The 7458-nt window shown below is 68.4% G+C and carries 7 protein-coding genes and 2 pseudogenes; 4 read left to right on the forward strand and 5 right to left on the reverse strand.

Features of this window, described 5'->3' with window-relative positions; translation table 11 throughout:
- Positions 1–316 (forward strand): annotated as a pseudogene (locus WU80_RS26215) (alcohol dehydrogenase); the annotation flags it as partial.
- Here WU80_RS26215 and WU80_RS23395 read toward each other — a convergent pair.
- Genes WU80_RS23395 through WU80_RS23405 form a run of 3 tightly spaced genes read right to left on the reverse strand, consistent with a single transcriptional unit; the run spans position 200 to position 4291 of the window.
- Positions 200–1816, reverse strand: coding sequence for an NAD(P)/FAD-dependent oxidoreductase (locus WU80_RS23395; RefSeq protein WP_055405488.1), 1617 nt, complete (start codon positions 1814–1816; stop codon positions 200–202). The pseudogene WU80_RS26215 and the gene WU80_RS23395 overlap by 117 nt on opposite strands.
- Positions 1813–3606 (reverse strand): NAD(P)/FAD-dependent oxidoreductase, encoded by a 1794-nt coding sequence (locus WU80_RS23400; RefSeq protein ID WP_055405487.1) that lies wholly within the window; start codon positions 3604–3606, stop codon positions 1813–1815. Before WU80_RS23400 ends, WU80_RS23395 begins: the two co-directional genes overlap by 4 nt.
- Positions 3607–3655: 49 nt before the next feature.
- The gene (locus WU80_RS23405; RefSeq protein ID WP_055405486.1) at positions 3656–4291 is read right to left on the reverse strand and encodes a TetR/AcrR family transcriptional regulator; all 636 of its coding nucleotides are present in this window, start codon (positions 4289–4291) and stop codon (positions 3656–3658) included.
- A gap of 100 nt (positions 4292–4391) precedes the next feature.
- Here WU80_RS23405 and WU80_RS23410 point away from each other — a divergent pair, with 100 nt between their 5' ends.
- Positions 4392–5066 (forward strand): TetR/AcrR family transcriptional regulator, encoded by a 675-nt coding sequence (locus WU80_RS23410; RefSeq protein ID WP_055405485.1) that lies wholly within the window; start codon positions 4392–4394, stop codon positions 5064–5066.
- Here the strand turns inward: WU80_RS23410 and WU80_RS23415 are convergent.
- Both WU80_RS23415 and WU80_RS23420 read right to left on the reverse strand, forming a co-directional pair.
- Positions 4990–5463 (reverse strand): DUF417 family protein, encoded by a 474-nt coding sequence (locus WU80_RS23415; RefSeq protein WP_055405489.1) that lies wholly within the window; start codon positions 5461–5463, stop codon positions 4990–4992. The two genes, WU80_RS23410 and WU80_RS23415, sit on opposite strands and share 77 nt — an antisense overlap.
- 67 nt (positions 5464–5530) lie before the next feature.
- Positions 5531–6001 (reverse strand): SRPBCC family protein, encoded by a 471-nt coding sequence (locus tag WU80_RS23420; protein WP_055405484.1) that lies wholly within the window; start codon positions 5999–6001, stop codon positions 5531–5533.
- A gap of 140 nt (positions 6002–6141) precedes the next feature.
- Between WU80_RS23420 and WU80_RS23425 the strand changes: the two genes are divergently transcribed.
- Both WU80_RS23425 and WU80_RS23430 read left to right on the forward strand, forming a co-directional pair.
- Positions 6142–6963 carry a mycofactocin-coupled SDR family oxidoreductase gene (locus WU80_RS23425; RefSeq protein ID WP_055405483.1) on the forward strand — a complete coding sequence of 274 codons (822 nt, stop codon included), beginning with the start codon at positions 6142–6144 and terminating at the stop codon, positions 6961–6963.
- 74 nt (positions 6964–7037) lie between these two features.
- Positions 7038–7458: pseudogene (locus tag WU80_RS23430) on the forward strand (hypothetical protein); the annotation flags it as partial.

Consider the following 7458-nt stretch of genomic DNA (forward strand, 5'->3'; position numbering starts at 1 on the left):
TGTGTATAAGAGACAGGCGCTCACCCGCAAGGGCGGCACCTGCGTGCTGACCGGGCTCCCGGCGCCGGCCACGCACTCGATCGCCGTCGCGCTGCAGGACTTCATCCTGATGAACAAGACGTTGTGCGGCACGGTGTTCGGATCGTGCAACCCCAGGAGCGACATCGCGCTGCTGGCAACGCTGTACGAGTCGGGTCAGCTACTCCTCGACGAGATGATCACCAGACGCTACCGGCTCGACGACATCAACGACGCCTACGCCGACCTGGCTGCCGGCCGCCTGATCCGCGGAGTCATCGACTTCGGCCTTGCCTAGCAGCCAGTCCCGCCGCCGCAGCCGCCAGGTCCGCCGCGCATACTCCAGCTCGGTGTACGGCCACTGGGTGACGATGCGCCCGGTGGGCGACCGGAAGTAGCTGTCGCACTGGGTCCAGATGGTGCGTTCGAGGTCCGCGGAAAGGCTGTCGTTGTAGCGCTTCTCGGCTTCGGGGCGCACGTCCACGTGGCCGCCCTTGCGCGCAACCCTGCTGACCGCGCTGGCGACGAGCCGCGCACCGGCCTCGAGGATGTAGACGATCGAGTTGCCGCCCTGGTTGGTGTTGGGGCCATAGAGCATGAAGAAATTCGGGAAGCCGCTCACCGCGACGCCCAGGTACGCGCTCGGGTCGTCGCCCCACCGCTCGTGCAGCCGCCGTCCGCCCGACCCGATCACGTCGATGCCCGACAGGTAGCGCGACGTCTCGAACCCCGTCGCCAGCACGATCACGTCGGCGTGCACCGCGCGGCCCGCCGTGGTGAGCACCGATGACTCGCCGATCCGCTCGATCGGGTCGGTGATCAGCTCGACGTTGTCCTGCTGCAGCGCGCGGTAGAACTCGTCGCCCAGCAGCACCCGCTTGCACCGGAACGGGTAGTCCGGCGTCAACGCGCGGCGCAGCCGCTCGTCGGCAACGGTGCGCTCCAAGAACGACGTGGCGACCTGGGTGCGCGCGGTGACGACGGGGTCGTCGGCGAAGGTCGCCGTGTTGTCGTGCTGGAACTTCCAGATTTGCCACCTGGTGCGGCGCACGGCAAGGGGATTGCGGCGGAACGTCGCCAATTCTGTTGCGCTGTAAGGGCGATCGTCCTTGGGCACTATCCACGGCGGCGTCCGCTGGAAGACGCTCACGCGATCGGCGATCTTGGCCAGTTCTGGAACCGCCTGAACCCCGCTCGCACCCGTGCCGATGACCGCCACCTTCTTGCCCGCCAGGTCGACGTGGTGATCCCACCGCGCGGTGTGCATCAGCGCACCGGTGAAGTCGGTGAGGCCCGCGATGTCGGGAAGCCTGGGCGCGCCGAACAATCCGACGGCGCACACGACGACGTCCGCGGTCAGGCTGGCGCTGCCGCCCGCGCGGTCCAGCCGACACTCCCAGGCCCCGCCGGTCCAGCACAGCGAGCGCAGCCGGGTGCCGAGCATCAGATGCCGGCGCAGGTCGAAATCGTCCGCCACCGATTCGAGGTAGGCCAGGATTTCGGGTTGCCGGGCGTAGGTGCGGCTCCAGGATGCGTTGGGCGCGAACGAGAACGAGTAGAGATGGCTCTGGATGTCGCACGCCGCGCCGGGATAGGTGTTGCGCCGCCAGGTGCCGCCGACGCCGTCGTCGCTCTCGATGATCACCAGATCGTCGATGCCGGCCCGGCGTAGCGCGACGGCGGCGCCGAGGCCACCGAAGCCGGCGCCGATGATGGCCACCCTGGGCGGCCGCCGGCGCCGGGTCGCGGCCCGCAGGCGGCCGACGCCATAGCGCCAGCGGGCCCGGCGGCTGGTCACGGCCCGGCCCCGCGAATCAGATAGCCGTCCAGATCCCCGCGTGCCCGCCAGGCGCGCAGCATGTCGGCGTACTCGGTCGGCGCGCCGAAGAAGAAGCTGCCCTGCCGAGTCTTGTTGTCCGCCTTGCCCTCCCGGTTGTAATAGCCGGGGGTGCACGTCTGGGACCGCTCGGCGCTGGCGCCCGAGCGGGCGACGACGGTGTCCACCCAGGCGGCCTCGGCGGCGGGTGCGGCCTCCACTTCGGTGACGCCATGCTCGAGTGCCCAGGCGATGATCCACGCGGCGTGGGTGGCCTGCACATCCAACAGGTAGGGGAAGTTCACCGTCAGGCCCGCCTGGGCGATGCTCTCGATGAAGCAATTCGGGAAGTTCGTGGTACACAGGCCCTGAAAGGTGCGCACCCCGTCGGACCAGTGATCGGTCAACGACACCCCGCCCCGGCCGATGAGCTCGAACCCGGTGCGGCGGCAGTAGTCGGTGCCCACCTCGAAACCCGTGGCAAAGATCAGGCAGTCGAGCTCGTAGGGCACGCCGTCGACGACGACGCCGAACTCGGTGATGCGCTGCACCCCGCGACCGCGGGTGTCGACCAGCGTCACGTTGTCGCGGTTGAACGTCTGCAGGTACTCGTCGTGGAAGCAGGGCCGTTTGCAGAAGTACCCGTACCAGGGTTTGAGCGCTTCCGCGGTGTCCCGGTCGGTGACGATCTCGTCGACCCGCGCCCGGATCTCCTCCATCTTGGCGAAGTCCGCGATCTCGATGTCGCGTCCGCGTTGTGCCGGGTCGACGACGCCGTCCCCGTCATGCCGCATCACCGGAAGCTTGCGCGTGATGCTCGTCCAGGCGTCGGCGACGAGGTCCTCCTCCGCCTGGCCGCCGGCGGTGAGGATCTGGAAGTTCTCGATGCGTTGGCGCTGCCAGCCCGGCCGTAATGTGCTGGCCCACTGCGCATCCGTGGCGCGGTTGGCCCGCACGTCCACCGACGACGGCGTGCGCTGGAAGACGTAGAGGCGCCGCGCCGCCCTGGCCAGGTGGGGGACGCACTGGATCGCCGTTGCGCCCGTGCCGATGATGCCGACGCGCTTGTCGGCGAGATGTTCCAGATTCGCCCCGGTGTAGGCGTAGTCCCACCGGCTGGTGTGGAAGGCGTGCCCGCGGAACGCGCCGATGCCCTCGATGCCGGGCAGCTTGGGCTTGGCCTGGTAACCGTTGGCCATCGACACGAACCTCGCCCGCATCTGATCGCCGCGGTTGGTGCGGATGATCCAGCGCGATTGCTCGGCGTCCCAACGTATCTCGCGCACATCGGTCTGCAGGCACGCGTCGCGGTAAAGGCCGTAGCGCCGGGCGATACGCTGGCAATGCGCAAAGATCTCGGGCCCCTTGGCGTACTTCTCGCTGGGGACGTAGCCGAGCTCTTCCAACAATGGCATGTACACATAGGACTCGACGTCGCAGGCGATACCCGGGTAGCGGTTCCAGTACCACGTGCCACCCACGTCGGCCGCCCTGTCGATCAGGCGCACGCTCTCGACGCCGAGCTGGCGCAGCCGCACCCCGGTCAACAGCCCGCCGAAGCCGGCGCCGATGATCGCCACGTCGACGTCGTCGGTCAGCGGCTCGCGGGCGAATTGCCCGTCGGCCCAGGGGTCGTCGGCGAAGTGGGCGAACGCGCCCGCGATCTCCACATACTGCGCGATGCCATCCGGGCGCAGTCGCCGCGCGCGTTCTTCGGCGTACTTGCGCCGCAGCGCGTCCACCTCGAACGGCACGCCAACGGTCTCAGTCACGACCCGATCCTCTCGTGGGCCCGACTATATAATCAATCGCTTGATCATATCAAGGCCGGCTTCGACCGACCCGGCTGAACAACGTTCCCCTGATCATCTTCTTGGCCGAGTCCAGCGCGGCGTGGTAGTCCCCGGGCGGCGACGTGGCGGCCAGCTCGACCAGCCCATAGATGAGCGCGTAGACCGCCTCGACCACGCTGTCCCGATCGCAGTGGTTCGGGAGCTCGCCGTTGCGGACGGCTTCGTCGATGACGCCCTCGATGATTTCGCGGAACGCCTGGAATTCCGCGCCGGCCTCGAGGTGCGGATCCAGCGCCCCGGTGCCCTGCGCGCGGATCACCCACTCGAAGGCGGCGAGGTCGGGATACTCGCGCATCAACCGGCCCGATTCGTCGAGCACCGCCTCGATGCGGTCGACGGCGTCGCCGGATCGCGCCGCGGCCGCCCGCAGCCGTGGCAGCGCGACGTCGGTTCGCGCCGCGATCGCGGCCTTGATCAGTTCGGCCTTGTTGGGAAAGTAGTTGTAGAGGCTGGCGCTGGTGACGTTCGCGGTGCGGGCGATCTCACGGATAGTGGCGCGGGAGTAGCCCGCCGTGGCCACACAACGCATGGTGGCCACGATGATTCGCTGGCGGGTGTCCTCGCCGCTGGCGCCCACCGGGCGTCCCCGCTGCGCCCGTGTCACCGTGCTCCGCCCACTCGCGTGTCCTGTCCGCCGGGCCCTCGAAGCCCGACAGCATCGAATATAATCGACTGATCGATTAGCCCGGGGTTCGCGGAGGCAAATGAGCGTTCTGCCGTCACAGCTGGGGCGCCCGGTGGGCGCCGATGGCGAGCAGACCCGCGCGCGCGTCATCGCCGCGGCGATGCGGTGCGTGGCCGAGATGGGCTACTCCCGCACCACTATTCGCGAGATCGCGCGGGCCGCCGACATGACCAGCGGCAGCCTGTATCACTACTTTGCGAACAAGTCCGAGCTGCTGGACGCCGCCGTCGAGGAGATCGAGGGAATCGCGCTGCCGCGGCTGCAGGCCGCGGCCGAACGGGCCGACGGCGTGGTCGAACGCCTCGCGGCGGTGTTGGACGAGACGAACCGGTTGATGCGCGAGCATCCCCACCTTGCCGCATTCGACCGCGCGGTCCGCGCCGAAAGCAACGAACACCCGGCGCGCGGTCGCCCGCAGTACCCGGGGCTGAAAGCGTTGCGCGACATGATCGTCGAGATCCTTCGTGACGCAAGGGTGCGGGGCACGCTGCCGTCCGGTACCGACCCGGGCGCCGCGGCCGACGCGATCCATGCGCTGGCGTGCGGGCTCACCGAACGCGCGGCCAGCCTGGACGCCGACGCCTATGAGGCCACGCTGGTTGCGGCGAAGGAGTTGATCAGTGGGACGCTGTTCGCGCGCCCAGCGAATCGCCCCAGCTCCACAACGCGACGCCGATCAACACCACATCCTTGAGCAGGAATTGGCCGGGCAGCGCCGACAGCACGGGTATGCCGCCGGCGTGGCTCGCGACCACCCCGGGCGTGGTGAACAGGAAGCTCAGCGTGCCCATGAACAGCACCACCGCCAGCGCGCTGCCGACCGCCGACCCGCGCGGCCACACCGGCCGCAGCGCAATGAGAACCGCCGCAACGATTTCCATGGTCCCCAGCAGGCGCGCCACCGCGGTGACGCTCAGCACGTCGTAGACCCAGCTCATCAGCGGGCTGTGCTCGATGAGCACCCGGGATTCCATTTTCACGTACTTCCCGAACCCGATCCAGGCCAGCACGACGACCAGGCCGTACCGGCCGACGAGTTGTCCGGTCCGGGTCAGCGACTGCGCCGCACGAGAGGGGCTGGGGGCGGCCACGGCAGATTCGACATCGTCCACAGGGCAGGCACGAGGGACACCCCGCTTTCGTTCAACGGCCGAACGACTACCCGGGGTAGCGATCGCGCAACTGAGCCAGCGTCGCCTCGATGCCGGCGGCGTTGCCTTTGGTCGCTCCGATCAGGTCGTAGTACCGCAACGCGTTCTTGACCGCTCCGGCGTCGTGGTAGTCGAACGTCTCGGTGACGCGGGTGCGGGTCGGCGAGAGCGCCTCGAATTCCCACCGCCACCGGTGGCCCAGCGGGTGGCGCCATTCGACCAGTTCGTTCGGTTTGAGGGCGGTCACCGTGCTGGTGATGCGATACGGCAGGCCGTACATCTTCATATTGGTCGAAAACTTCGACCCCACAGCCATTTCCGGCGGCACTTTGATGTTGTCCCGGACGGTGCCCGACCCGTCCAGTTCGCTGTGCCGGCGGGGATCGGCGGCCATCGCGTACAACTCGGCGGCCGGCGCGGCCACTTCGACCGACCGGCTTACCCGTCGTGGACCCGCGTCGACAACGGTGACGGTCATGTTCTTTCCTTTCGGCTGTCCGGCGGCGTCGACTCGACGCTACGCTCGCCGAGTCGAATTCAGAACACCGGAATCGCCCCGCCTGGCCGGGGGCGCGCTGGGCGCGACGCGGAGCCCACGCCGAGAGGAGCAAACAGTTTATGACTCAATCGATTTCGGGCAAGGTGGCGCTGATCACCGGCGCCGCACGGGGACAGGGCCGCGCCCACGCCGTACGCCTGTCCGCCGAAGGCGCCGACATCATCGCGGTGGATATCGCCGGGCCGTTGCCACCGAGCGTCCCCTACGACTCTCCGACCGCGGATGACCTGGCCGAGACGGCCCGCTTGGTGCAAGCCAACGGCAAACGGGTCATCCCCGCAGCGGTGGACATTTGGGACCTGGACGCGCTCAAAGGCGCCGTCGACCGCGCGGTCGGGGAGCTGGGCCGGCTCGACATCATCGTCGCCAATGCCGGGATCTGCAGCCCCGCGCCCTGGGACCAGATCACCGCGGAGGCGTTCCGCGACACCATCGACACCAACGTGACGGGTACCTGGAACACGGTGATGGCCGGCGCTCGACACATCATCGACGGCGGTCGCGGCGGGTCGATCATCCTCATTGGATCGGCGGCCGGCATCAACATGCAGTCGTTCATGATCCACTACACGGCGAGCAAGCACGCCGTCGTCGGGATGGCGCGCGCGTTCGCCGCCGAGCTCGGCCGGTACAACATCCGCGTCAACAGCCTCAATCCCGGAGCGGTGGCCACACCGATGGGCACCGGGCGCATGCGTGAAGCCCTGCACGCGGCCGCCGACAGCTACCCGCACCTGCGCGGGCTGCACAAGCCGCTGTTGCCCGAGGGCACGGCCCAGCCGGAGGACATCGCAGACGCGGTCGCCTGGCTGGCCTCCGACCAGTCCCGGCTGGTCACGGCCAGCCAGGTTTCGGTCGACATCGGCGTGGGCTACGTCTGAGGCGGCGGGCAAAGCGCATCGCGGATCGCCCAAACCGTTGCCGCTATCGCTCCTGATCGATATGGTCGCCGGTCATGGGCTTATTGCGGTTCCTCTGGCAACGTGTGCTTGCCTTCGACCGGCTCGGTTCGCGCATTCCTCAGCTAATCCAGATCTGGCTGCTGGAGTTCTTCGTCGTGATGCCGTTGACGTTCTTCATCGGAAAGGTCATCGATATCCACGGCGCGCTGGGCGTGCCCGGCACCGGCGAACGGCTCGATGGGACCTTCTGGGGCGCGCTCGTGGTCTCGCTCGTGTTCGGATTCTTCTTCGTCCGCTCCCTCGTCAGGCCCCGCGTGGTGCAGGGGACCTGGACGCCGACGGTTCGCGCCGACGTCGGCCCGGTGACCGTCTACGGCGGCAACACCGCCTGGCGCGTCACGTACCCATACCTGACCAGTCACCCGTCGTACGCGCTGCTCCTGTTGATCACCGCCCCGATCCCGGCGGTGATGC

Source organism: Mycobacterium sp. UM_11 (assembly GCF_001414075.1).
In the GTDB taxonomy this organism is placed as follows: Bacteria; Actinomycetota; Actinomycetes; order Mycobacteriales; family Mycobacteriaceae; genus Mycobacterium.

Excerpts from the sequence above, each read along its gene's own strand:
- WU80_RS23420 (WP_055405484.1), bottom strand. The coding sequence starts at position 6,001 with ATGACCGTCACCGTTGTCGACGCGGGTCCACGACGGGTAAGCCGGTCG.
- WU80_RS23425 (WP_055405483.1), top strand. The coding sequence starts at position 6,142 with ATGACTCAATCGATTTCGGGCAAGGTGGCGCTGATCACCGGCGCCGCA.
- WU80_RS23410 (WP_055405485.1), top strand. The coding sequence starts at position 4,392 with ATGAGCGTTCTGCCGTCACAGCTGGGGCGCCCGGTGGGCGCCGATGGC.